The following is a 25,971-nucleotide window of genomic DNA, read 5'->3' as shown; positions in this document are numbered from 1 at the left end:
AGTTAAAGCCAAACCTTTTAGAGCAATAAGATATGTACTGGTCGGTATGATCGGATTTTTTGCAGTATTCTTATTGAGTATTTACATAGGTGTGTTTGGAAAAATACCAACAGCCGACTATCTCAAGAAGCTTAAAAACCCAGTTACTTCAACATTATACGATGCTAGAGGTGAGTCTATAGGTCTTTACTTTTTGCAAAATAGGTCAAATGTAGATTTAGCACAACTTCCAGAAGCGCTTAAAAATGCCCTAGTTGCCACCGAAGATGCTCGCTTTTATGAGCATGGAGGTATAGATTATAAAAGCTATGGGCGTGTATTTATAAAATCTATTATTTTAGGTCAGAATGCAGGCGGAGGTAGTACGGTAACACAGCAGGTCGCAAAAAATATCTTTGGACGAAAAAAGCAGTTTTTTCTCAGTACTCCTATAAATAAGTTTAGAGAACTCTTTATTGCTAGAAGGCTAGAGTCTGTGTATAGTAAAGATGAAATTCTACTGCTGTATTTTAATACAGTGTCTTTTGGGGAAAATATATACGGGATAGAAAAAGCATCTTTACGTTTTTTTAATAAACCTCCAGAGCAATTAACCATTACAGAGAGTGCTACGCTCGTAGGATTACTCAAAGCACCTAGTTATTATAGTCCGCGCAATCATCCAGAACGTGCAGAACGCAGGCGCAATACGGTTTTAAATCAAATGGTAAAATATGGTTTCCTTAGCGATGAGGAGAAAATAGAAGCTCAAGTACCTCTAGCAATCAATTATCAAGTAAGTAAAAAGCAGTCCTCATTTTCCACCTATTATAAAAACTTTGTAGAAGCCGAGTTTAATACGTGGGCGCAACAGCACCCAGCTCCAGATGGTCATATTTATAATCTACACACGGATGGATTAAAGATTACTACGACGCTCAATAGTTCGATACAGAAAAGCTCAGAAAAGGCGCTACAAAAACAAGTAGAACGATTACAAGTATTAATGGATAAATACTGGGCAGCTACCACTACAGAAGGAGGGAAGGAAGCTCTTTTAGATAAAATAGTCCAGGAGCAAACAGCTGTAAAAAGAATGAAAGCAAAGAATGCTACAGCAGGCTCTATCACTGAGTTTTCTATGAAAGTTAAGGAGCGTGACTTCTGGAATATTGGAAAAGGATACGAACCAAGACTTCAGTCTTTACGAGATTCTATAGCTACAAGTCTTAATAGATTACACGCAGCAGTGTTTACTGTAAATAGTAGATCTGGTGCTATTTTAGGATATGTGGGAGGGATAGATTATGGTTTTAGTCAGACAGATAACGTGGTGACTAAAAAACAAGTGGGTTCGACTTTTAAACCTATCACGTATCTAGCTGCTTTAGAGAGAGGACAATATCCATGTAATTATTACAATAACACCTTAATGACTTATAAGCAATATGAAGACTGGAGGCCTAAAAATGCTAGTGGTCGTTATGGGGGAAGTTATAGTATGCACGGAGCGCTTGCAAATTCTGTAAATACGGTATCTGTACAATTACAGCTTAATGTAGGTGTAGAGAAAGTGATAGAACAGGCAAAGAAGATGGGTATCACTACCACTCTTCCAGAAGTACCAAGTATCGTGCTTGGTACTGCAGAGCTCACCTTATTTGAAATGGTTACTGCTTATGCAAGTATTGCAAATGGTGGGACAAGTATACAGCCTTATGCAATACAGCGCATAGAAGATGAGGGTGGTAATGAAATTTACAAACATACTTCTACTGTTGGAAAGCGTATAGCAAGTGTTCAGCATGTAAAGGAATTACAGAAAATGATGGAGGAAGTAATTACAGAAGGAAGCGCCTCAGGAATGAAAAATTATGAAATAGGTTATAATCTCATAGGTAAAACCGGCACCACTCAAAATAATGGGGACGGCTGGTTTATAGGTGCTTCACCAGAAATTGTAGTAGGAGCGTGGGTAGGAACAAGAGATAAGAGAGTGCACTTTGAAAAAACCTATCACGGCTCTGGTGCAAATACGGCAATGCCTATGGTAGCATCTGTATTTAAAGGACTGAGCTCTTGGAAATCACCCATACTCACAAATTTTGAATACGATTTTGACTATTTTCCATGTCCTTCATTTTTAGAAATGAGTGCCGCAGAAGCAAAAACATTAGCACAATCAGATACGACGTACTTATATAATCTTAGAAGAAGGGATACGCTTATTATTGATGAGGTGCTTCCTGTAATTCAAGATACAGCAAAGGTTCAAGTAGTTGATCCTATTGTTAATTAGCGAGCTGCAATATCTTTAAGTTCTTTGATCGTTTCCGTAGGATTGGATGATTTAAAAATAAAGCTTCCAGCTACAAGTACATCTGCTCCAGCTTGAACCAACTGCGCAGCATTTTTATCACTTACACCGCCGTCAATTTCTATGAGCGTAGGAGCATTTTTCTTTGTAATTAGGGCTTTAAGAGCAGCAACCTTATCATAAGTGTTTTCTATAAACTGTTGTCCTCCAAATCCTGGATTTACACTCATCATACAAACTAAGTCTATGTCTTGTATAACATCTTCAAGATGGCTTACAGGCGTGTGTGGGTTAAGAGCTACACCAGCTTTCATCCCAGCAGCTTTAATTACTTGTAGCGTTCTGTGCAGGTGAGTGCATGCTTCGTGGTGCACGGTGAGTATGTTTGCTCCTAGATCTGCAAAGGTTTGTACGTAACGATCTGGATCTACAATCATCAAGTGTACATCGATTGTTTTTTTAGCGTGCTTTGCAATATCACGTAGTACGGGCATTCCAAAAGAAATGTTAGGTACAAAAACACCATCCATAATATCAATATGAAACCAGTCTGCTTCACTAGCATTTATCATCTCAATATCACGTTGAAGGTTTGCAAAATCTGCAGCAAGTATGGATGGGGCAATGAGCGTAGTTGACATATAATAGATGTTTTATGTAAAGATATGATTCTCTTCTAAGGTATGAAGAGTGGAGTATCAAGTTTTGTAACCCAGAATATATAAAATGAAAAATCCCCGGTAATCAGCCGGGGATTCATTCATCAATCAAAAAACGAACAGTTATGATAAACTGTTGTTGTCATTATTAAGTCGCCAATGGCGTTAATTATATTTTTGTATCACAAAGATACCAAATCTTTTCACTGTAAAAAAAACCAAGAGCATTGGCTATTGGTTTTAACACATTATCGGTAAAAATGATAAGCTTATCCTAAATAAGTCTTAAGAATCTTGCTACGTGATGTATGTTTTAATCTACGGATGGCTTTTTCCTTAATCTGTCTCACTCGCTCGCGAGTAAGATCAAAAGTTTCTCCTATTTCCTCAAGCGTCATAGGCTGTTGATCTCCTAAGCCAAAATAAAGTCTAACCACATCTGCCTCACGTGGAGTAAGTGTTTCAAGAGCACGTTCTATTTCTGTCTTAAGGGATTCATGTAATAGTTCGCGATCAGGATTTGGTGATTCACCAGAGTTTAAGACATCATACAAGTTTGAGTCTTCTCCTTCTACTAGAGGCGCATCCATACTTATGTGACGTCCAGAGTTCTTTAGAGATTCCTTTACATCATTAATAGACATGTCTAGCTCTTTGGCAATTTCCTCAGGGCTAGGTGGGCGTTCGTTTGCTTGTTCTAGAAAAGCAAAGGTTTTATTAATTTTATTAATAGACCCAATCTTATTGAGAGGTAAACGTACAATACGTGATTGCTCTGCTAGTGCTTGTAAGATAGACTGGCGTATCCACCATACTGCATATGATATAAATTTAAAACCACGAGTTTCATCAAAGCGCTGTGCAGCTTTTATAAGCCCTAAGTTACCTTCATTAATAAGATCTGGAAGGGTAAGTCCTTGGTTTTGGTATTGTTTTGACACAGAAACTACAAAACGTAAATTTGCTTTAGTAAGCTTCTCTAGAGCACGATGATCACCAGCTTTTATACGCTGTGCTAGTTCCACCTCTTCATCTGCCGTGATAAGGTCAACTTTACCGATTTCTTGTAAGTACTTGTCTAAGGATGCGGTCTCACGATTGGTGACCTGCTTAGTAATTTTAAGCTGTCTCATAGGGTTGTAATGAACTAGGGTTTGTCTATTATAACTGTTATACGCAGCAAAGTTGCAAAATGTTACAAAAAACTTAAAGTTTTTTTTAAATGATTTTTAAGTTATAGCTTATGCAACTTGCTAGACTGGTATAATTACCTATGAATTAATCATTTGCGATTTTTTAGTAATCCTTACATAGCGTGATTTATGAGGTGCTAGCTATTATTTCTGAGAATACGTTGTTATTAAGCGTTATGTGTGAATAGTTACGCTTTCGCGAAAGCGTAATTTATACCCTTAAAACAATCGCATATAGTTTGTTATTATTCTATTTGAAAGTTTTTAAACTACTGCGCTATTAAATACCTTTGTTATCTATGATAAGCTTACCTCTATTTATTTCTGGTGCCGAAATTGCCTTCATTATTTTTATAGTGATTATGGTTTTTGGTGCAGACAAAGTTCCAGAAATCGCTCGCGGTTTAGGGAAGGGCATGCGCCAACTTAAAGACGCTACAAATGATATCAAGTCAGAAATCACAAAAACTGCCGAAAGAAATGATATCGACTTAGACCTTACTAAGGATATTAAAAAGGAGATTGATAAGGCTAAGGAAGATATTAATGATATTACTGGTCCTATCAAGAGATCTCTATAATGCTAGACCAATCTCAGCATTGAGATCTTAATGTATATTCCTTAATAGCTTAAGAAGCAAAATTTATAAAACACGGCTTACCGTAAGACCATCTCTTATAGGTAGTAATACCGTTTCTACTCGAGGATCTTCATTGAGAAGTATGTTATAATCTAATAACACCTTTGTATCCACATCTTTTTTCTTAAGTGGTTCAACTACTTTACCACTCCATAGTACATTATCAGAAAGGATAATCCCACCAGGATTCATCTTATCTATTATTGTGTGAAAATAATTAATGTAGTTGCGCTTATCAGCATCTATAAACACAAGGTCAAAAGTAGTGTTAATGGTTGGTATGATATCTAATGCTTGACCTAGATGCTGTATAATTTGTGATCCGTAAGGCGAAGCGTCAAAATGCTTACGCTGGAAATCTTGCATCTCTTCCTTAATATCAATGGTGTGAAGTGTTCCGTTATCTTGAAGTCCTTCTGCCAGACATAGCGCACTATAACCTGCAAAAGTCCCTATCTCTAAGATGCTCTTAGGATTTAATAATTTTGAAATCATGCTAAGCACACGACCTTGGTAAGCTCCAGAAAGCATACGTGGTTGTAGTATTTTTTGATACGTTTCCTTTGTGAGTGCTTTGAGATGTGCTGGCTCTTGAGCCGAGTGTGCTACAACGTAGTCGTCTAGATTTTCTGGTAAAAAGTGCATAGAATATTTACTTCTGTAATAGAGGTGTGTAATGGGTATGTGGTAACGGCTGTAAATGTAATAATCTTATCGATCACGGTCGTACTCACTCTTTAAAGGATTATAAACATAGCGTACAAAACGCTGCTCATTTATTCTTTTAAAATACGTTTTCTAAAGGCTTCCTTGCGTTTCTCGTCATCACCATAAAGCCATCTCACAACATTATCATCCCAGATAGCATCATATTCTGCTGAGTTGACGATCTTACGTTCGAGAGCAAGGTCAAGTATTTTACCAGGATAACTACTTTGGTTTGCACTTTCCATTTCTCCCAGTGGGTAAGGATCGTCAAGGCCCATCACAACTTGCTTGGCTCCTTGATTTTCAATAACCATTTGCAAGCTGTTAGTGTCATGCACTAAGGTGTCAAAAAAGATGTTAGGGTGTCCCACAGATTTACGAGGGTGCGTTTTTCCTTCAAAAAGATCTGGCCTTCCATCAAAACCTTGAATTCTACGACCTAAATTTATTTGTGCTAGTTGGCCTCCATGAGCAAAGCATACTCTCATGCCTGGATATTTATCTGGATAACCATTAAGCGTTAGAAAGTGGTAAGCATCTGCGCATTGAGCAAGCATCCATATAAGATGAAAACGCCAACTTGTATTTTGTAATTTTATGAATTTCTCGCCGTCATACGGGTGAATTTCTACGGCAAGATTGTATTTACTCGCAAGCTCAAAAATAGGTTCATTTTCTTCGTCAAAAATACAACGCCACGTCCCAATGGTATCCATGTAGTGCGTAGGAAGGCATAATAAATCCATGCCTAATACTTCTACACATCGCTCTATCTCCCATAGTGCGCCTCTCACAAAACCTGGATGCACTACAAACCCTGTGGTAAACTTATCTGGGTGATCTTGCTGTACTCTTGCATTAAAGTCGTTTTGAAACTTTAGTGCCTTTTTCATTTCCTCTAGACGCAGTCCGTTTCCATAAAGCTGAGATAGATTAAGCACCACAGCATGATCGACTTTGTTGCGCTCCATCCATTCAAGCTTTTCATGAAGGAAAAAACTAGAATCTGTAACGGGTCTGCTCCAGTCTTTTTGAAGCATAAATTTACGATCCTTGTCTACCCAAAAAATCCCTTTGTCTTTCATAAACTGAGGAATCTCCTCTGGATAGGGAAGTAGGTGAGAGTGGCCGTTTATACGAAGTTTCTTTTTGGTCATTGTAAATGCTCACAGGTGTGAGTACTATTAGTTAGTTCTTAAATGTACAAATTATAGATTGGCTTAATAATAAATACTTTTTTATTACAGCGATTTTGTGCGCCCACCATCTACAGGGACATTGATTCCATTAATAAATGAAGCGGCTTCACTAGAAAGAAAAACAATCGCATTTGCTACCTCTTCTGGCTTTGCAAAACGTTTTGCCGGTGAAGCATTTGCCATAGTTTGTGATACCTCTTCTATAGATTTTCCTGTCTTTTTTGCCTTGTTCTCTATAATCTCAGAGAGCCTGCCAGTGGCCGTTGCACCAGGAAGCACGTTGTTTACGGTAATGCCGTATTGTCCTAGCTCATTTGCCATTGTTTTACTCCAGTTTGCCACGGCACCACGTATCGTGTTACTCACGCCTAGACCATCTAGCGGTTGCTTTACAGAGGTAGAAATCACGTTAATGATACGTCCATATCCTTCGGCTTTCATCCCTGGAAGTACGGTTTGTGTTAATAGGTGATTGGTTTGTAGGTGTTGTGTAAACGCTTTCGCGAAAGCGGTAACATCTGCATCCACAATTGGGCCACCTGGAGGGCCACCCGTGTTATTGATTAATATGTGATACACATTGCCCGTTGCCGAAACAGCAGCTGCCACCTCCTGCGGATTTGTAAAATCTGCCACCACATAGCTGTGCTTTTGTAAGCCGTTATTAGGTAACTGAGCGATAACTTTTTTGAGCTTTTCTTCTGTACGAGCAGCAAGGGTTACGTTTGCACCTTCTTCTGCTAGACCCATTGCGGTTGCTAGTCCGATCCCTGCTGTAGAGCCACAGACGAGGGCGTTTTTATTAGTTAGGTTTAGTTTCATAGTATGTGATTGCGAGCATAGCGAACTAATCTGTCCGAGTGAGCTCTGATTTTATTTTCTAATTATATTTTATACAAACATTCTTTGCCTCAGTAAAAAATCGGAGCGCTTCAAAGCCGCCTTCACGCCCCACGCCGCTAGCTTTCACTCCGCCAAAGGGTGTGCGCAAATCTCGATTCATCCACGTATTCACCCAGACAATACCAACTTCAAGTGCGTTGCTTAAACGCATTGTTCTGTCAAGTTGCTGAGTCCAAACTGTTGCAGAGAGTCCGTATTTTGTTCCGTTTGCTAGTGCAAGGGCTTCGTCTTCGGTGTCAAAAGGCATTATAGTCACCACAGGTCCAAAAATCTCTTCTTGATTCAGTTTGCAGTCATTACTGTTTACTTCAATAACCGTAGGTTCTAAGTAATAGCCATTCTCATACCCTGCAACAGTAACTCTCTTACCACCACAAAGAACAGTACCTCCGTATGCTTGTGCATTGTGAATGTAGTCTTCTACTTTCTCAAGATGTGATTTTGAAACGAGTGCTCCTAGGTTTGTTTTCTCTTGTGATGGATGTCCCACGACTAACTCCTTTACCTTTGAAATAAAATCATTTTTAAATCGGTCATAAATAGATCGCTCTACAAAAATGCGACTCCCACAGAGACAGATTTGCCCTTGATTTGCAAAGGAGCTTCTCACGGTTGTGGCAAGCATATCCTCATAATTACAATCGGCAAAAATGAGATTGGGATTTTTACCGCCCAGTTCCAGAGAGAGTTTCTTAAACATAGGTGCACACGTTTTTGCAAGATGAGCTCCCGTTTTGGTGCCTCCCGTAAAACTTATTGCTTTGATATTTTTATGTTCTAAAATAGCTTGTCCCGTTGTTTGCCCCAGTCCGTGTACAATATTGAGAACACCAGGAGGAAGTCCGGCCTCCGTACAAATCTCACCTAGCAGGTAGGCCGTCATAGGAGTGACTTCACTAGGTTTTGCAATCACACAATTACCAGCGGCTATAGCAGGAGCAATTTTCCAGGTAAAGAGATATAGCGGTAAATTCCACGGACTTATGCATCCCACCACGCCTATGGGTTTACGTAGGGTAAAATTCATCGCGTTCATTCCCACACTCTCGTGACTCTCAGCCGAAAACTGAGTAATAGCGTTTGCAAAAAACCGAAAGTTACTCGCCGCCCTCGGGATGTCTACAGCCATTGCTAGTGAAACCGGCTTCCCATTATCCCTACTTTCGGCCTGAGCGAGTTCTTCAAGTCTAGCTTCAATGCCACTTGCAATATTCATCAAGATGCGACTACGCTCATCAAGTGTGGTGCTGGACCACTGTGGGAATGCCGCTTTCGCGAAAGCGGTAGCCTCCTCAATATCTTGCGCACTACAATTAGGGATCTTACCATATACCTCACCAGAAGCTGGCTCATAATTATCTAACCAATCATTTGATGCTGGATTTTTATAGTCGCCGTTTATGTAGTTTTTGATGTTCATTGTTTTCTTTTATCAGTTCGATCTCTACATTTTTCTCATGTCAGTTCGAGCGCAGTCGAGTTTCCCTGTCAGTTCGAGCGCAGTCGAGAACTAATTGCAAGTCCAACTCTGCATTTTTTTGTCAGTTCGAGCGCAGTCGAGAACTATCTGTCAGGATTATATTTAAAATGACTCGCATTCCTACATTCCGCTAAAGCCTGAATCATATCATAATCTTCAGATGCGAGAGCCAATTTCTTTTTTGAACTCCATTTTTTGAGCTTCTTTTCAAAGGCAATAGCTTGATCTATATCATTAAACACTTCGTGCCAAATCAATGTAACTGGGCGACGCTTGTATGTGAAGCTACTCTTATTTCGTCCTTGCTGATGTTCTTCATAACGTCTCGCTATGTCATTTGTAACACCTGTATAAATCAGGTTGTCATTACATTTAAGCATATAGACGTAATAGGTTTTCATTAGGTTAGGTTTATTGAGTTCTCGACTGCGCTCGAACGGACATCTTCTCGACCGCTTTTAAAATGACATCATTTCCACTTTACTTAAAAAGATATCTTCTCGGCCGTGCTAGAAGGGACAACTTCTCGACTGCGCTCGAAGGGACATTGCTTCTATTTTTCAATCGGCTTATAAGCCATCACCTTAATCTCGACCACTAGATGTGGGTGTGGTAACTGGTGTACGGCTACTGTGGTTCTTGCTGGGCCAGTTTCTTTATTGAAAAATTCTCCGTAGGCTTCGTTGTAACCGCCAAAATCATTCATATTTACAAGAAACGACGTAACATCTACCACATCTTCCATCGTGGCATTTGCGGTTGCAAGTGTTTTCTTGATGTTTTCTAGCACGGCTCTGGTTTGCTCTTTGATATCTAGGTGCATTGTGCCCAGCTCGTCTATCACGTGCACGCCTGCAAAGGTGTTATCTGACTTGCGGCTGCTGGTTCCCGAGACAAATAGAAAATCTCCAGCTCTTTTAATATGAGGATAAGCTCCTCTAGGTGTCACTTTCTTTTCATTAAAAGGATCGCCTTGTAAACGTAGGTCTAAATCTTTATCACTCATAGGTATATGATTTTGTTATATATTTCCGGCTATAGCATCGTCGTGCAAGATGTTTTCTGTAGCCTGTTGTACTTTTTTTAATTTCGCTTTAAGCGAAAGAGAATCAGGTAGCGATCCGTCATCCAGTAGGTTTAAAATAGCCTTGTTTTGTGCTCTACCGCGCGTCATTGCCTCTTTGTATCCTATCGCCTCGTTAAAAGTTACTAAACTATATTTTGAGTAATACTCCGTAGGAAATTCTTTCTCAAATTGTGTCTCTAGCTTTCTCTTTTCTTGAAACATAGGGTGAGCCGTGTGTTCTTTCATCTCGTGAAAGTTATCTACCGCAAGGTCTGCAATGGCATCTGTATCTGGTTTTCTGGTTTTTTCAAATTCTTTGAAAACCTTCTCCCATCCTTGATCCCCAAATGCATCTAGCGTCTCGTCAAAAACTACCACATCTTCAAAACTAGCATTCATCCCTTGCCCATAAAATGGAACAATGGCGTGTGCCGCATCTCCTAGAATACAGGTTTTTCCAAAAGCACTCCACGGGTGGCATTTTATAGTACCTAGCGGCCCTACAGGATTTTCTTCATATTCTTTTACCAGTTCTGGCATCATAGGGATAGCGTCTGGAAACTGTCTTGTAAAGTATTCTGTAATTGCAGCTGGGCTGTCTAGTGATGCAAAACTATCTGGTGCATCTTCATAATCTATAAATAGCGTTACGGTAAAACTCCCATCTAGGTTAGGTAAAGCAATGATCATATCACGACCACGTGGCCAGATGTGTAAGGCATTTTTTTCGGTGCGGTAGCCGCCATTTTCGGCAGGAGGGAAGGTGAGTTCCTTATAACCGTGACCTAAGTAATCTTGCGAGAAGCTGAATAAAAAGTCGCGACTCATATACATACTCTTACGCACTGCAGATCCTGCACCATCTGCTCCTAGAATAATATCTGCAGTGATGGTTTGTTCTTCCTTTGTGTGATAATCTGTAAAGGTTGCCGTAGCATTTTTAAGATCTACGTTTGTACACGCTTGGTTAAAGTGAACTTGCAAAGTGTCATACTCATCTGCCGCATTGAGTAGCATAATGTTGAGGCCTGTACGTGAGATGGAATTTATATACTCATCTGCACGTCCAGAATATGGACTAAAAAGGGTGTTACTTTCTTTGTCGTGCAACATCCTTCCATTCATAGGGATGCACAAATCTTTTACTCGATCTTCAAGACCTACAAGGCGTATTCCCTTTAAACCTCTATCTGATAAAGCGAGGTTGATACTTCTACCAGCATCTTGATGTACGGCTCTTAGGTCTGGACGCTTTTCCATCAAGGTGATTTTATAACCACGTTGCGCCATACGTAACGCTAGAAGCGAACCGCAAAGGCCTGCGCCTATAATGAGTATGTGTTCTTGTTTTGCCATATTATATTGTGAGTACTAGTGTGATCTCTCCGTTAGTACTGTTTGAATTTTATTTATTTCTCAAGCACTCCATTTCGTCTGCGACGGCTTTGTCGTTTGAAGTTCCATTTTCGCGTAAGCTAGAAACTACAGCAGCGTGATTTTTATCGTTTCTGTTTTGTGACATCTTTTTTACAGCTTCAATGCTCGTAATTTCAATCTCAAATGCCACGACGCCGTTTATTTGTCGCAATGTCTTTTCAGAAAGCGCATCCATATCTATTGGATTTTTTTGCGGAGCTTCATATTTATCCATCAATGCTTTGATGGATTTATAAGTACCTTCCTTATCTAGTAAACTTACATTACCTCTCACTTGTACGGCCGTATAGTTCCAGGTGGATACTTCTTCAAAATCGTACCAACTAGCCGAAATATAACTGTGAGGGCCATTAAAAATACAGAGCGCCTCTGCGCCATTTTTGAGGTGAGCAACTTGCTCATTCATTTTTGAGATGTGTGCGTGTATGATTTCGGTGCCGTCTGGGCGTTTTGATAATTCTAGAGGGATGTGTGTCGCACACGATTTTCCGTCAAGATTTGTGACAAGAATCCCAAAAGCATTTTCTTTTAAGAAACTGCGTATCTCTGTTGGGTTTTCATTTTTATAAATCTCAGGGATATACATTACAGTATCTTTTTGAGTCGTTCTACCATTTCAAATACGTCTTGATAACTATTGTAAAGCGGTGCTGGAGCGACGCGTATTACATCTGGCTCACGCCAGTCTGAGATGACTCCTGCTTCTGTAAGCTTCTTGTGCAAACTCTTATCTGCATTTTTTACTTGAATACTTAACTGACACCCACGTTGCGCTGGATCGCTTGGTGTGATGATAGCGATATGCTCATTGTTGAGTTCGTTTACTAAGAATTCTAGGTAGCCGGTGAGTTTTTCAGATTTTGCACGTATATTACTCATACCAGCTTCCTCAAAAATATCTAAGCTAGCTTTTACCGCTGCCATACTGAGGATAGGAGGATTTGATAATTGCCAGCCTTCGGCAGTTGGTATTGGGTCAAAGCCTTTGCGCATGTTAAAGCGAGTGTCTTTGTTTTGTCCCCACCAGCCCGTAAAGCGCTGTATGTTTTTATCTGTATGATGGCGTTCGTGTACAAAGCAACCCCCTAGACTTCCTGGGCCGCTGTTGAGGTATTTATACGTACACCACACGGCAAAATCTGCACCGCTCTCGTGTAAGTCTGGCATAATATTACCCACCCCGTGTGCAAGGTCAAAACCTACTTTACTGCCGTTGCTATGACCTAAAGCTGTGATCTTTTTAATAGGGTAGCACTGTCCAGAATAATAGTTTGTGTTACCTATGAGTAATAGCGCAACGCTGTCGCCGTGTTCTTTTACAAGTGCTTCTAGGTCTTCATAACGGCATAATTCTTCTCCTTCTCGAGGTTGCCATAGTATAAGGCTCGTCTCTGGATCGTATCCACGCTGGCGTATCTGACTTTCTACCGCATACTTATCTGATGGGAAAGCGTCACTTTCTATAATTATTTTATGACGTGATAGTGTAGGATTGAAAAACGAAACCATCATCAAGTGAAGGTTTGTCGTGAGCGTATTCATTATCACTACCTCACTAGGTTTTGCACCTACGATGTGTGCCATAGGTTTTGCGAGTTCCTCGTGATAAGACATCCACGGAGTTTCTTCTTTAAAATGCCCTTCAACACCCAGATCTGCCCAGTCATTGAGTTCTTGCTCGATGTATTGTGCGACAGATTTTGGCTGGCACCCTAGGCTGTTTCCACAGAGGTAAATAAGTTCATTATCCTCTTTATCTACGGGTATGTAGAAGTGATTACGGTACTCTTTAAGGGGGTCTTTTTCGTCTTGCGCTTTCGCGAAAGCGAGATTATTTTCATACACCATATATGCTGTTTTCTTGAAGAACTGTTGCTTGTCTAAAAATAATGATTTTAAGGGAGAAAATGTCTTTACAGGCTTATGAAGCAGCCTAAATGTTCAGCACATTTAAATTGTAATATGTAACTGAGTTTTTCTTACGTTGAGAGCCGAGGTTATTTATATTTGTGGACCATTTAATAATAAATTTTATGAAAAAACTAGTTGTACTACTTTTACTAATTGCAGGTTGCTACACACAGGTTACTGCACAAGAAAAAGAAAAATTTAGATTTGATATACGCCTAGGTTATGCTGCCGGTAATGAATATGGCGATGGTGTTTTATTTAATCTGGAACCTAAATGGTCAATAGATGAAAAGATAAATGTAGGTTTTAGAATAGGTGGTGCGGCACTTGCCGAGTTAACAAATGCTTCTAGTGGAATTGACGCTTTTGAAACAGATATTGTCACTGTTTATGGATCATACTTAGGTACAATAGATTATTACTTTTACCATAAAGACGGGTCACCTTTTGCAGTATTTGGTGGTGCTGGGATAGGATATGTTTCTAATGCAAACGTAATCGCAGATTTTGATGAATATGACGATGCAAATAATATTGAAACCGATAATGGTCTAGGTGGAATGTTGCGAGTAGGTTTTGACTACTTTAAGTTTAGACTTGCTGCAGAGTATAATTTTGCGCCAGAAGGTCAATTACGTGACCTTAATAATAATGAGTTTGGTACTGTAAAGAATGGGTACTTTGGTATCTCTTTAGGATTTTACTTTGGTGGTGGAAAATGGAAAAATGTAACAGTTCAAGAGTAAATGTCATTCTGTCTAGTCTCATAATAACCTTTACAGATTATTAAAGAATTAAATTTATTTTTTAAAGCTGAACAATCATATGATTGTTCAGCTTTTTTGTTTCGTGCTATTTCTTTCGAGCCCTGAACTGGTGGGATTTTTGGTAGATTTTTCAAGTCTCAAAACTGAGCTTTACTGTGCTAGGTGGTGGAGCATTACTAGCGATGATTATTGGGATTACGCTTTCGCGAAAGCGTAATTAATCCAACCTATGCGTAACATATGTTAACCTTAAACAGACTCTCGTAATGGATGGTTTTAAATCTAGTTGTATTCTTTATCTTTGCACGCTATGACAAAACAGGCCTTAGATTCATTACAAGCACAAATAGACCTTGGTGAGATGCTCCCGCTTATGGAAGAATTTTACACTTTACAAGGAGAGGGATTCCATAAAGGAACGGCTGCCTACTTTATACGAGTGGGTGGATGTGACGTGGGTTGCCACTGGTGTGATGTGAAGGAAAGCTGGGATGCTGCAATACATCCACCTACTAGTGCTGATGTGATTGCTCAAAATGCAGCAAAGTATTCTGATACTATAGTTGTAACAGGTGGTGAGCCGCTTATGTGGGATATGAACCCGCTTACTCATAAATTAAAGTCACTAGGTCTTACGACTCATATCGAGACTTCTGGTGCTTACGAGCTTTCTGGTGATTGGGACTGGATCTGTCTTTCTCCTAAAAAGCTAATGCTACCTAAAACGTCTGTTTTAGAAAAAGCAAATGAGCTTAAGGTGATTATCTTTAATAAATCTGACTTTGACTTTGCAGAGAAACATGCAGAGCAAGTAGGCGAGGATTGTATTTTATACTTGCAACCAGAATGGTCTGTGCGTGATAAAATAGTGCCACTCATTGTAGATTATGTGATGAAAAATCCGAAGTGGAAGGTGAGCTTGCAAACGCATAAATATCTGAATATACCTTAGTAGGCTTAAAGCTTTAGGCGATAGGCTATAAGCTAGTGATACTTTTACGGAGATGATGAAGTTGGTAGCCCAACAGTTTCTGTACAGCTTTGTTAAAAATTTCATTATCTATTATCCAGCAACTTTATATTTGCTTACAGCTAATTTTCGCGAAAGCGCATAAAAAAATCCGCTACTTCTCAGTAGCGGATTTTCTATTTATTGAGTTTCTTAGAAGCTTATGCTTCTACTTCTTCCTCTTCTTTTTCTTCCTTTAATCCTTTCTTCTGTACTGTGTCAAACATTACAGGAGTTGCGATAAATAGTGAAGAATATGTACCTACGATTACACCTACAATAAGTGCAAACATTAATCCTCTAATAGATGGAGCTCCTAAGAAGAAGATCGCTAGAAGTACGATTAACGTAGTTACAGAGGTATTAAGCGTACGGCTTAATGTACTGTTAAGTGCTTGGTTAATTAATTTACCAAATCCTCTAGTAGATCCGTGTTCTTTAATATACTCACGTATACGGTCAAAAACTACCACGGTATCATTCAGAGAGTAACCAATTACGGTAAGAATTGCCGCAATAAAGTTCTGATCTACCTCCATGTCAAATGGCATGATGTTTTTCAAGACTGCAAATACTCCTAACACTAATAATACATCATGGAAAACTGCAGCTACAGCTCCAAGAGAGAATTGCCATCTACGGAAACGTAATAAGATATATAAGAATACTACGATTAATGATCCGATAACTGCAAAAAGTGCACCTTTCTTAATATCATCTGCAATCGTAGGTCCTACCATATAGTACTCCATTTTTCCTACCTGCTTATCATCTGTAGACTTTGCAAATGCTGCATACGTCATTCCAGTAGGTAAGTAAGGAGTAAGTGAAGTAAATAATTGTTGCTCAACCTGAGCGTCAATATCTGTACCTGTCTCATCGATACGGTACTTTGTAGTAATCTTTAATTGATTATCTGCTCCAAAAGTTTTTACATCTGCACTTCCAAAATCTGCAACAAGTGCATCTTCTATTTCTTGTGCATTCATAGGTTGATCAAAACGTACAGTATACGTACGACCTCCTACAAAGTCAATACCAGTATCAAGGCCGCCAGTAAGTAAAGCAGCAAGACCACCTACGATAAGTACACCAGAGATAGCATAAGCAATTTTACGTTTTCCTAAGAAGTCGATATTGTTATTTACAAAAAGACCTTTAGTCATAGAAGTAGCAAACTCAAGTGATTTTCCATTCTTACCATATCCATCAATGAATAAACGAGTAATGAAAATTGCACAGAATAATGAAGTTGCAATACCTATCATAAGTGTAGTTGCAAATCCTTGTACTGGTCCTGTTCCAAATAAGAAAAGGATAAGTGCTGTTAAGAATGTAGTGATGTTTGCATCAAGAATAGATGAAAGTGCGTTGTTGAAACCATCTTTAATCGCATCTTTTTGAGATTTTCCTTTACGTAGCTCTTCTTTAATACGCTCAAAGATAAGTACGTTTGCATCCACAGACATACCTATAGTAAGTACGATACCTGCGATACCAGGAAGTGTGAGTACAGCTCCAAGACCTGCGAGTACTCCAAAGATGAAAAGGATGTTTACTACAAGAGCAATATCTGCAAATCCACCAGCTTTACCGTAGTAAAATACCATCCATACTAACACTAGTGCTAGTGCGATAAGGAATGATAAGATTCCAGAATCAATAGCTTCTTTACCTAATGATGGTCCAATTTCTTCTGCTTGAATAATCTTTGCAGATGCAGGAAGTCTACCTGCGTTTAATACTGTTGCAAGATCCTGTGCTCCTGCTACTGTAAAGTTTCCAGAGATTTCTGTTGCACCACCTTTAATCTCTTGACGAGCTGATGCTGCAGAGTATACATTTCCATCTAGTGCAATTGCAATAGCGTTTCCTTTTTGTGCAACTTCGCGAGTCATTTTTGCCCACTGGTTTACACCTTGTCCTTCAAAATCAAGACCTACAGCAGGTTGTTGAGTTTGTGTAAATTGCTGGCGTGAGTCGTTTACAACATCACCGTCCATGTATGGAGCACCTTGTCTGTTAGACTCAAGTGCATAAAGTGCTACGATATCTGCTCCTTCTTCTTCAGGAACTCCCCAAGCAAACTTTGCATAACGTAAAGTCGCTGGACGCTGCTTGATAACCGATGGGTTTCTTAAGTAAGAGTTGATAGTTGCTGTATCTTTTACAGCAGCAAATCCTATAGTTGGAGTTGCGCTATTTTGAACCGCTAGTTGGTTAGGGCTAAATATTTTGAAAAGTGGTCCAAAATCTTGTTCTGCCTCTTCCTCATCTGCATCTTTAAGTAGATCAGATACATTATCATCAAGAGTACTGTCTTGAGCTACAGCAGCTTCTTGCTTCTCTTCATTACTAGCAACAAGTCCACGTAGTGTTTCATTTGCTCCTATTAAGTAGTTAAGTGCATCTCCAGCATAGTGAGTTTGGTAAAACTCCAATTGTGCTGTCTTTTCAAGAAGACCTCTTACACGATCAATATCTTTTGCTCCTGGAAGCTCAACAAGAATACGCCCATTATCTCCTAGAGACTGGATGTTAGGTTGTGTTACTCCAAATTTGTCAATACGATTACGTAACGTTTCAAAAGCAGAACCTATTGTTTCTTTGATTTCTGTTTCAAGAACACTAGCAACTTCTGCGTTGCTCATTCCTGTATCTACTTTTTCGTTAAGAATTACGTTTGCAAAGATATCTGGAGAAGCTAGTTGTCCTCCTTGAGCTTCAAATGCAGATACGAAATCTTCGAAGTATGTGTTCTGGCTATCTTTTTGTGCCTCATCTGTAGCATCTAATGCAGCTATAAAAGCTGGATCTGTACTATTATTAGAAAGACCACCTAAGATATCACGGATAGAGATCTGAAGGATTACGTTAATACCTCCTTTAAGATCCAGTCCTTTGTTAAGTTCTTTTTCCTTAGCATCATTATAAGTGATACCAGCAAAAATAGGATTTGCTCCTATACTATCTAAGTATGCGCGCTCTACCACATCCTGCATGTCTGCATCTTCTGGTGCTTGAGAGATCGCGTAAGCCTTAGCTTCGTCTTCTGTTTTGTTTGTGAAATACGTAAATGATAGTTGGTATAAACATACCAAACCAAAAATTATCGCAAAAAATCTAATGAGTCCTTTGTTTTGCATTTTAGTGTGTTTGTATCAACATAATAAATAGCACATCAGTGTGTGATTATTACGTTGAAATTAATGTAAAGTGATTGGTATTATAATCTGTGGGATTGCTTTTGTGATAAAAGCAATTAGCTAGAGCAAGTCTTGCATTAGCTAATGTTGTTATGCCTTAAGCAAAGGGGCCGGCCCTTGTCTCAGGTATGTTGTAGAAAGAGTTAATGAAAGCAACATCACTTCTCTTGTGATTGTTGTAAGCCGTTTGTGTTTGAGTTTTAGCTACGTGCTCACTTAGTTTGTGAAGGCTAGCATATACTTTTACGGTAGAAGAACGTGTAGACTCAGATTTTGACTCAACAATAACCCCAGCAGCACCTTCCATGTCTGTGCTGTCTTGTATTTTATAAACGTCAAGCTCATAATGACCGAGCTCGTTTTCTCCTGGTATATCTGAGTTATCATTCTCAAGGTTATAAACAGTATGTGACGAGGTAGGTGATAATTTGTTCTTTATCTCTGCAACATCAATAGTACTGTAGTATGATACTTTTAAAGATCCATTATCAAGTTGCTCTACTTTAATATTATCAACTTCAAGCGAGCTCAGCTTGTTTTTTACTAATGCGATGGCATGTTCAGATTGAGAAAGATTTGCCTCAGTGTCAGAAAATGTAATAATTATTTCCTGATTAGGCGCAGTGCGTTGCTCCATGCTTATACTTACGATAGCAAGGGCAATTATAAAAGCACTTATGAACCACTTATTTCTCACACACTTAATTATAAAACATCATCTATTGCAGTTTTGCATATAGATTTCTGTTTTCATCAAACACGCAAATATAGGATTCTCAGTGGTAGTACCCAATAATTTTTGTGTCATTATAATGATATGTTAAGCTGCATGATAAACGTATAAGGAGGAAGGTTTGATGTGTGTATTTACGCTTTCGCGAAAGCGTAACTAAAAAAGAAAATGACTCCTTATTATATATAACAAAAAAGGCCACCTAAAAATAGGTAGCCTTTGATATGATCAATTTACTGACTTCTTAAGCGTCAAGTAAACTGTTTGTTGCTTTAACACCTTCAGCACTTTCTGCTAGATGCGCTTTTTCTGCATCACTAAGGTTGATTTCAACTATTTTTTCAATTCCGTTTCTTCCTAATACTACAGGTACTCCGATACAAAGATCAGAAAGACCGTATTCTCCATCAAGAAGTACAGAACAAGGGAAAATTTTCTTTTGGTCACAAGCAATTGCTTGTACAAGTCCAGATACTGCAGCTCCTGGTGCATACCAAGCAGAAGTTCCTAGAAGTTTAGTAAGCGTTGCTCCACCTACTTTAGTATCTTCTTTTACTTGTGTAAGTCTGTCTTCAGAAATAAATTCTGATACAGGTACACTGTTGCGAGTTGCAAGACGTGTAAGAGGTACCATTCCTTTATCTGAGTGTCCACCTATTACCATTCCATCTACATCTGAGATAGGAGCTTCAAGAGCTTCGGCAAGACGGTACTTAAAACGAGCGCTGTCTAGTGCTCCACCCATACCGATAATGCGGTTTTTAGGAAGTCCAGTTACTTTATGTGCTAGGTAAGTCATTGTATCCATAGGGTTAGAAACAACGATAAGAATAACATTAGGTGATTCTTTTACAAGGCTAGCGGCAACTGTTTTTACAATACCTGCATTGATCCCGATAAGTTCTTCACGAGTCATTCCTGGCTTACGAGGAATTCCAGAAGTAATTACTGCGATATCACTACCAGCAGTTTTTGAATAATCACCAGTAGTACCTGTGATTTTTGTATCAAACCCGTTTAACGAAGCAGTTTGCATTAAGTCCATTGCTTTACCTTCGGCAAAACCTTCTTTAATATCTACTAAGACAACTTCACTTGCAAAATCTTTGATTGCAATGTATTCTGCACAACTGGCTCCTACGGCTCCAGCACCGACTACAGTAACTTTCATATGGATGTAATTTTAAGGATTTATAGTATGATTTTAATAGCTTTTTACGCTTTTGCGAAAATACAATAACTCTCTCGTTTATCGTGAGCTCTGACGCTAAATGTATGTTAACCAACAAAAAAAATCCCCGCTTCTCATTGAGAAACGGGGATGAACAAGCGGGGAAATTCACAATCCAAATGAATCAAATAATAATCGCTCGTTTTTCACTCTTAAACTATTTTAAATACCCAACTTATAATAGTGTAAGTGTGACAGTTGTTATGCTGCATTACAAAAATAAGGAGCTGGATTGTATTGAATAAATGATCACTAGCATTGCCTGATAATTTTAAGTTTTAAGCAATTCATCGAAGATAAATGCTTGTTAACGGCTTTTAAATAGGATTTTATGTTATCCAAGTAATAGATTTGAGGACTATGCTGTTAGGTAGAGTTCGTTTATGATAAGACAAAAAAAATCCTTGCTATAAAATAGCAAGGATTTATAGGTTGCTAATCTCTATCCAATTAAACCCCTACATCTAATCTTAAGAAATTAGCAGAAATATGTTATAAATAATCTAAAAATATCCCTTTCGAGAGTAAATATAGACATAGCTTTTAATTCACTAGAAAACTCAAAAACGAATATAATGCGAATAGTAATATGTGTACTTTGTCGATAATTAAGTGTTTTTTGTCTATTTAATTGCTGAGTTTGAAAATCTTGAGTATTGTTGAGTACTAGGATAGTTGGTTGTAAAATCGAGAGTAATACGATGCACAGGTCTTTAGATTTAGAGAGGTGTTAGTTACTTCAAAAAAAAATGGTCCTGAGAAATTATCTCAGGACCATTGTAATAAAATATAAGAGTTTTGTTAAACGTCTATGTTTGCATAAATAGCGTTCTTTTCTATAAACTCACGGCGAGGTGGTACCTCGTCACCCATAAGCATAGAGAATATTCTATCTGCTTCTGTACCATTATCTATGGCAACTTGACGTAATGTGCGGAACTCAGGATTCATTGTTGTATCCCATAATTGTTCTGCATTCATCTCTCCAAGACCTTTGTATCGTTGTATAGATACTCCTTGAGTTCCCATAGAATCTGCAATGGCATCACGCTCTTTATCATTCCAAGCGTATTGCTTTTTCTGACCTTTCTTTACTAGGTAAAGTGGAGGAGTGGCAATGTATACATAACCATTTTCTACTAGCTCCTTCATATAGCGGAAGAAGAAAGTAAGTATCAGGGTAGAAATGTGACTACCATCTACATCGGCATCACACATGATGACTACTTTATGATAACGTAGTTTAGATAAGTTAAGCGCTTTACTATCTTCTTCAGTACCTATAGTTACACCTAATGCAGTAAAAATGTTTTTGATTTCTTCGTTTTCAAAAACTTTGTGAACCATAGCTTTCTCTACGTTCAAGATTTTACCACGTAATGGTAAGATAGCTTGAAACTCACGATCACGTCCTTGTTTTGCAGTACCACCTGCAGAGTCTCCCTCGACAAGGAATACTTCGCAAAGCGTAGGATCTGTTTCAGAGCAGTCAGATAATTTCCCAGGGAGACCACCTATACTCATTACCGTTTTACGTTGTACCATCTCACGTGCTTTCTTTGCAGCGTGACGTGCTTGTGCAGCTAGAATTACTTTCTGAACGATGATTTTGGCATCATTCGGATTTTCTTCCATGTAGATCTCAATCATTTCGGCAACGGCCTGAGATACTGCAGAGGTAACCTCGCGGTTACCTAATTTTGTTTTAGTTTGCCCCTCAAATTGTGGCTCACTTACTTTTACAGAAATAATAGCAGTAAGTCCCTCACGGAAATCATCACCAGCAATATCAAACTTAAGTTTGTCTAGCATACCAGATGCATCTGCAAACTTTTTAAGCGATCCTGTAAGACCACGACGGAAACCAGCAAGGTGTGTTCCTCCTTCGTGTGTATTAATGTTATTTACATAAGAGTGTAAGTTCTCTGCGTAGCTGTCATTATAAATCATGGCTACTTCAACAGGGATACCATTTTTCTCACCTTCCATTGAGATAACCTCACCTATAATAGGAGTACGGTTACCGTCTAGAAAGCGTACAAATTCAGCAAGTCCTTCTTTACTTTGGAAAGTCTCAGTTTCGTACTCTCCTTTCTCATTCTTATTACGCTTATCAGTAAGTGTAATTGTAATTCCTTTATTAAGGTATGATAGCTCACGTAAACGAGATGCTAGTGTGTCATAACTATATTCTGTAGTTTGCTGGAAGATGCTGTCATCTGGTAAGAATGTAACTTCTGTACCTGTAAAGTCTGTATCACCTATAACTTTTACAGGGTACATAGCTTTACCACGCTCATATTCTTGCTCCCAGATTTTACCTTCCTTGTAGACGGTAGCTCTTAAGTGGTTAGATAATGCGTTTACACAAGATACCCCAACACCGTGAAGACCTCCAGAAACTTTATATGAATCTTTATCAAATTTCCCTCCGGCACCTATTTTGGTCATTACAACCTGAAGGGCAGAGACACCTTCTTTTTTATGAAGCCCTACTGGGATTCCACGACCATTATCTCTAGTCGTGATAGAGTTATTTTCATTTATAGTTACATCTATGGCGTCACAATAGCCACCCATAGCCTCATCAATAGAGTTATCTACAACCTCATATACTAAGTGGTGTAATCCTCTTACACCCACATCACCGATGTACATCGATGGACGCATACGTACGTGCTCCATTCCCTCAAGGGCCTGAATACTGTCTGCCGAGTACTCTTTCTTCTTAGCGTCGTCGCTCATATTTTAATAGTTAAATTGTCTAAAAACAAATATAAAGAAAGGGACTCCAGAAAGGTCTTAAAAACCCTCGAAAACCCTTGAAGTTATTAACATTTTGTGGAAAAATACAAGCCTCTTTTTAGCGCAATTTGTGAGGTGCATTTTTACGCTTTCGCAAAAGCGGAATTATGATCTTTAAATATATAAAAAGCTTTAATTTTTCATCTCAGTTGGCGCGTTGATCTCTGCCTCTGGCGGAATGCGTTTTGCAAGAAATAAAACCTGACCTAAGTGACTTGACTGGTGTTCCATTACGTGAAACCAGGCGTAGTAATTATTCATCCCATAACTAGGTACTTCTTCGAGAAGCCACTCGTCACTTGCAGACTTAAAAAGGGCTTTAGTGCGCTCTCTAACTTTTGTAAACTCCTCTAGATAATAGCTCACGGGCTTGCCTTTAAACTCCTCTTGAGCCTTTTTACCTAAGTCTAAGGCTAGTCCCCACTTTTTGGCTTCTTCTTCATTAAACCCCCTGTTTTCAAATGTTCTTACTTGGTAAAATGCCTCTGCTGCTGCTAGGTGCATTACGAGTGCACCTATGCGATTTGCATTCTCATCGTGTAGATGGTCTATCTCGTGCTGAGACATTCCTTTTACTCTATACTCAACTCGCTCTTTCAAATCATCTAGCATTGAGATTAAAACACCTAGCTGGGGAGCATAACCATCTTCAGACTTAATTTCGGCTGGGCCAAAGTCCATAGTTTCTGTACCTTCTCCTGTTATCATCAGGGAGTGTGCTCCGGAAAAAGCATCGCTAGATGATTCTAGTGTGTACTCTAGTACAGAACTGCTGTTTGTGCCGCCTATACCTTCTGCCCAAGAATCTATTTTCTCTCCTTTTGCTGTTTTTTCAAAGTCGGCATTTCCTAGTGGAAAATCTGTCATTATGCCGTTACTGTCTTCTATTTGTAAAGAGAAGTTGTCAAAATAGAATGTTCCATCAGATAGCATCAAACCACCTATAAGTAATCGTTCTGCATTTTTACCTATGGTCCCTTCTATGGTATATTCTTTCCACTCTGGAACTCTGATAGGTCTATCACCCATATTATCAAAAAAGCCGTTCTCATTATTCTTCATATCTACTCTGGCCCATAGTCCTGCCCAAGCTGTGGAGTCTGCAATTTCTGCCTTTACAGCTGCTTTAAGAATAAATTTGCGCTCCTTGTCCATACTCATATCTATAGATTGAGAAAAGGCCGTCCAGCTGTTTGATACTTGAGATTGCTGAGCTTTTGCAATAAATGCGCAGCAGAGTAATACGATAAGAGTTGGAATAAATTTCATTGAATTGACTTGTTTGAGTTCTTATTGGCTTTATTAGTAGCAAGATATGAGTTTTGTTACAAAATGATATGTTTGAAAAATCAATGATTAATCAGTACATCTTTGTAAATCATAGGATATTTGGATTTTGCAGAAGCATCATCTCTTAGTTGAGGATGATTATTGTAATCAGTTCTCAACTTATAGATAGCTTTTTTGTAACCTATCATAAATTCTAAATATTCTTCTACTGAAATATCTTGGTTAATGGAAAATACAAACGCAGTATTACTTTGTGCGCCTTCATAGATATATGAGAATATCGAATCTTCGATGGATGTCTTAGTGTTTTTAAATGAAGCAATATTTAAAGTGTCTACGTTTTTATCTAGTATAAATTCTTCAAAAAATCGGGGTGGTGGTGGAGGGGGAGGATAGTCCTTTGAGTTAGACCATTTGTTATAAATTTCTTTAGATAATACAATATGACGTTTGTAATAAGTTTCTAATAGTGTCTCAGAGTTTGTAATTGTAATTAATATATTATTTGCATTGATAAATAGAAGTTTGTCAAATAATGTGTCTAGTTTATTCCATTTGATAGATTTATCAATATAGAAAACAGCATCATATTTATAATGAGATTGTTTAGATTCTAGGATAGACATCTGGACGTCGTGATAAGTCAAGAAACGATCCCATCCAAAAAAATTGATACTATCATTCTTCTCTGTGACTTTAAATCTAATTTGATTCTGATGTGAATCCATAAATATGTCTTCACTATACTCGATCTCAAGTTTAAATTCTGGAATATTTGCAAATGATCCAGTTATAGCTTGAAGATTGCCTTGCTTATCATAAGCATTTATGTTACTCAAAGCGATGATAAATACTAGTAGACTCAGTATAGCAAAGTGAATACTCATTTTTGCGATTGTATATCCTTTTAAAAACCTTCTCAGACTTTTAGCTTGGTCAAAGAATAGAACTATAGGTAATAATGCTATTGCGTAGGCAAACTCTTTAAATAGTATCGAGCTATGGGATATTATGATACTACCTATTGTGATGGCTAGGATTTTGAAAACATAGAATATTGCAGTAGGGGTAAGAGCACTTTGGTCATTTATAATTCTCCTCCTGGCTTTTCTTTTTAGACTGCTTGTTTCAGTTCCGGAAAAAAGAAAAGCTATGCTAATTGTATTTCCTAGGGTAACAGAAATTGAAGAAAAGAATAGCGCAATATAATTCCTTTTGTCTGTATCTAGAGTGTTATCTGCGTTATATGCAAATGCTAAGTGTACACTTCTAATGAGTGCAAAAATGTACTGTAAGAAGTAATAAAAAACTATAGCAGATAAAAGTCCTAATACGATACTTAACAAGAATTTCCTTTTTGAGAATTCTTGTAATGTTATTTTGTAGAGAAATTTTTTTGAACCCAAATGTGTGTTGCTAGACTGTGTTCTAAGTTGG

21 protein-coding genes are annotated in these 25,971 nt (G+C 38.5%); 4 read left to right on the top strand and 17 right to left on the bottom strand.

The annotated features are described in order from the left end of the window. Positions 1–46 precede the first annotated feature (46 nt). Positions 47–2,278, top strand: coding sequence for a transglycosylase domain-containing protein (locus ACJJVW_RS03315; protein WP_405250761.1), 2,232 nt, complete (start codon positions 47–49; stop codon positions 2,276–2,278). On the opposite strand, the gene rpe is transcribed toward ACJJVW_RS03315, so the two are convergent. Beyond that, on the bottom strand, positions 2,275–2,937 hold the full coding sequence (rpe, locus tag ACJJVW_RS03310) for a ribulose-phosphate 3-epimerase (RefSeq protein WP_339848156.1): 663 nt from the start codon (positions 2,935–2,937) through the stop codon (positions 2,275–2,277). The two genes, ACJJVW_RS03315 and rpe, sit on opposite strands and share 4 nt — an antisense overlap. A gap of 287 nt (positions 2,938–3,224) precedes the next feature. Next, positions 3,225–4,088: an RNA polymerase sigma factor RpoD/SigA gene (locus ACJJVW_RS03305; protein ID WP_013751400.1), complete on the bottom strand. Its 864-nt coding sequence runs from the start codon at positions 4,086–4,088 to the stop codon at positions 3,225–3,227. Between the two features lie 359 nt (positions 4,089–4,447). Here ACJJVW_RS03305 and ACJJVW_RS03300 point away from each other — a divergent pair, with 359 nt between their 5' ends. Then, positions 4,448–4,729, top strand: a complete 282-nt coding sequence (locus tag ACJJVW_RS03300) for a twin-arginine translocase TatA/TatE family subunit (protein WP_013751401.1) — start codon at positions 4,448–4,450, stop codon at positions 4,727–4,729. 63 nt (positions 4,730–4,792) lie between these two features. On the opposite strand, the gene ACJJVW_RS03295 is transcribed toward ACJJVW_RS03300, so the two are convergent. The 9 genes from ACJJVW_RS03295 to kynU form a co-directional block, all read right to left on the bottom strand. Further along, the gene (locus tag ACJJVW_RS03295; protein WP_405250760.1) at positions 4,793–5,434 is read right to left on the bottom strand and encodes an O-methyltransferase; all 642 of its coding nucleotides are present in this window, start codon (positions 5,432–5,434) and stop codon (positions 4,793–4,795) included. A gap of 131 nt (positions 5,435–5,565) precedes the next feature. Beyond that, a complete protein-coding gene (locus ACJJVW_RS03290) occupies positions 5,566–6,654 on the bottom strand; it encodes an amidohydrolase family protein (protein WP_405223129.1) in 1,089 nt (362 codons plus the stop codon). An 84-nt stretch (positions 6,655–6,738) separates the two neighbouring features. Beyond that, positions 6,739–7,518: an SDR family oxidoreductase gene (locus tag ACJJVW_RS03285; protein WP_405250759.1), complete on the bottom strand. Its 780-nt coding sequence runs from the start codon at positions 7,516–7,518 to the stop codon at positions 6,739–6,741. A gap of 58 nt (positions 7,519–7,576) precedes the next feature. Beyond that, positions 7,577–9,019: an aldehyde dehydrogenase gene (locus tag ACJJVW_RS03280; RefSeq protein ID WP_405250758.1), complete on the bottom strand. Its 1,443-nt coding sequence runs from the start codon at positions 9,017–9,019 to the stop codon at positions 7,577–7,579. Positions 9,020–9,162: 143 nt separating this feature from the next. After that, positions 9,163–9,480 (bottom strand): GIY-YIG nuclease family protein, encoded by a 318-nt coding sequence (locus tag ACJJVW_RS03275; RefSeq protein ID WP_405250757.1) that lies wholly within the window; start codon positions 9,478–9,480, stop codon positions 9,163–9,165. Between the two features lie 152 nt (positions 9,481–9,632). Beyond that, on the bottom strand, positions 9,633–10,085 hold the full coding sequence (locus ACJJVW_RS03270; RefSeq protein WP_405250756.1) for a RidA family protein: 453 nt from the start codon (positions 10,083–10,085) through the stop codon (positions 9,633–9,635). 15 nt (positions 10,086–10,100) lie between these two features. Further along, positions 10,101–11,501 carry an FAD-dependent oxidoreductase gene (locus ACJJVW_RS03265; RefSeq protein WP_405250755.1) on the bottom strand — a complete coding sequence of 467 codons (1,401 nt, stop codon included), beginning with the start codon at positions 11,499–11,501 and terminating at the stop codon, positions 10,101–10,103. Between the two features lie 49 nt (positions 11,502–11,550). Beyond that, entirely contained in the window at positions 11,551–12,168 is a 618-nt protein-coding gene (locus ACJJVW_RS03260) for an FMN-binding negative transcriptional regulator (protein ID WP_405250754.1), read from the bottom strand. Then, positions 12,168–13,430 carry a kynureninase gene (gene kynU / locus ACJJVW_RS03255; RefSeq protein WP_405250753.1) on the bottom strand — a complete coding sequence of 421 codons (1,263 nt, stop codon included), beginning with the start codon at positions 13,428–13,430 and terminating at the stop codon, positions 12,168–12,170. The genes ACJJVW_RS03260 and kynU overlap by 1 nt, the downstream gene beginning before the upstream one ends. A 185-nt stretch (positions 13,431–13,615) precedes the next feature. Between kynU and ACJJVW_RS03250 the strand changes: the two genes are divergently transcribed. Further along, a complete protein-coding gene (locus tag ACJJVW_RS03250) occupies positions 13,616–14,239 on the top strand; it encodes a hypothetical protein (protein ID WP_405250752.1) in 624 nt (207 codons plus the stop codon). A gap of 331 nt (positions 14,240–14,570) precedes the next feature. Further along, complete coding sequence (locus ACJJVW_RS03245) at positions 14,571–15,212, top strand: 7-carboxy-7-deazaguanine synthase QueE (protein ID WP_405250751.1); 642 nt, start codon at positions 14,571–14,573, stop codon at positions 15,210–15,212. Positions 15,213–15,430: 218 nt separating this feature from the next. On the opposite strand, the gene secDF is transcribed toward ACJJVW_RS03245, so the two are convergent. From secDF to ACJJVW_RS03215, 6 genes are all read right to left on the bottom strand, one after another. Beyond that, positions 15,431–18,415, bottom strand: coding sequence for a protein translocase subunit SecDF (secDF, locus tag ACJJVW_RS03240; RefSeq protein ID WP_405250750.1), 2,985 nt, complete (start codon positions 18,413–18,415; stop codon positions 15,431–15,433). 157 nt (positions 18,416–18,572) lie between these two features. After that, entirely contained in the window at positions 18,573–19,172 is a 600-nt protein-coding gene (locus ACJJVW_RS03235; RefSeq protein WP_405250749.1) for a hypothetical protein, read from the bottom strand. 280 nt (positions 19,173–19,452) lie between these two features. Beyond that, positions 19,453–20,379, bottom strand: a complete 927-nt coding sequence (gene mdh, locus ACJJVW_RS03230; protein WP_144784848.1) for a malate dehydrogenase — start codon at positions 20,377–20,379, stop codon at positions 19,453–19,455. Positions 20,380–21,240: 861 nt separating this feature from the next. Beyond that, positions 21,241–23,184, bottom strand: coding sequence for a DNA topoisomerase (ATP-hydrolyzing) subunit B (gene gyrB / locus ACJJVW_RS03225; protein WP_405250748.1), 1,944 nt, complete (start codon positions 23,182–23,184; stop codon positions 21,241–21,243). A 192-nt stretch (positions 23,185–23,376) separates the two neighbouring features. Continuing rightward, entirely contained in the window at positions 23,377–24,513 is a 1,137-nt protein-coding gene (locus ACJJVW_RS03220) for a DinB family protein (RefSeq protein ID WP_405250747.1), read from the bottom strand. 80 nt (positions 24,514–24,593) lie between these two features. Beyond that, complete coding sequence (locus ACJJVW_RS03215; RefSeq protein WP_405250746.1) at positions 24,594–25,940, bottom strand: hypothetical protein; 1,347 nt, start codon at positions 25,938–25,940, stop codon at positions 24,594–24,596. Between the last annotated feature and the right edge of the window lie 31 nt (positions 25,941–25,971).

Source organism: Dokdonia sp. Asnod3-C12 (genome assembly GCF_045063975.1).
Taxonomy (GTDB): domain Bacteria; phylum Bacteroidota; class Bacteroidia; order Flavobacteriales; family Flavobacteriaceae; genus Dokdonia.
Note: the sequence above shows the minus strand (reverse complement) of the source record. Positions and strands in the feature narration are given on the sequence as shown.